Annotated in this window: 1 protein-coding gene; it reads left to right on the top strand. The window is 32.9% G+C overall.

The window, feature by feature from the left end; all coding sequences use genetic code 11:
* Positions 1-765: Ig-like domain-containing protein (locus GY937_22775; GenBank protein MCP5059538.1), on the top strand; the 765-nt coding region annotated here is incomplete at both ends.

The following is a 765-nucleotide window of genomic DNA, read 5'->3' as shown; positions in this document are numbered from 1 at the left end:
TACAGTAAATAATATTACAGAGAATGATATTGTAACAGCAACAGAAATATCAGGTAACAAAACAATTGCAGTAAGTGGAATCGTAACAGGAGAGTTTGCAGAAAATGATGTAGTAAGCTTTACAGTAAATGGAACAGATTATTCAGCAGTAGTAGATGCAGAGCGAAACTGGTCTGTAGAGGTAGTAGGATCAGACTTAGCAGCACAGACAGAGTTTGTAATAACAGCAACAGGTACAGATGATGCTGGAAACCCAATTGAAAAAACAGTAGTATCAACACATATAGTAGATGTCATCGATGGAAATATAGATATTACTATTAATAAGATTGCAGAAGATGATATTCTTAATGCAAAAGAAGAAGGTGAAGAGATAACAGTAAGCGGAGTTGTAACTGGTGATTATACTTCAGGAGATGATGTAAAAGTTACAGTAAATGGAGTAGTTTATAAAACAACATTAGATGAAAATGGTAAGTGGTCAGTAGAAGTTGCAGGAACAAACTTAGCAAAAGATGATAAAGTACATGTAGAAGTATTAAGAACAGATTCTGATAATAAAACAATTGTACTAGGACAAGAAGATAAAAATTACTCAGTAGACTTAGAAGGTAAAGGAAGTGTTACAGTAAATAATATTACAGAGAATGATATTGTAACAGCAACAGAAATATCAGGTAACAAAACAATTGCAGTAAGTGGAATCGTAACAGGAGAGTTTGCAGAAAATGATGTAGTAAGCTTTACAGTAAATGGAACAGATTA

The sequence above is a fragment of the bacterium genome (assembly GCA_024228115.1).
In the GTDB taxonomy this organism is placed as follows: Bacteria; Myxococcota_A; UBA9160; order UBA9160; family UBA6930.
This window is presented reverse-complemented; position numbering and strand designations above follow the sequence as displayed.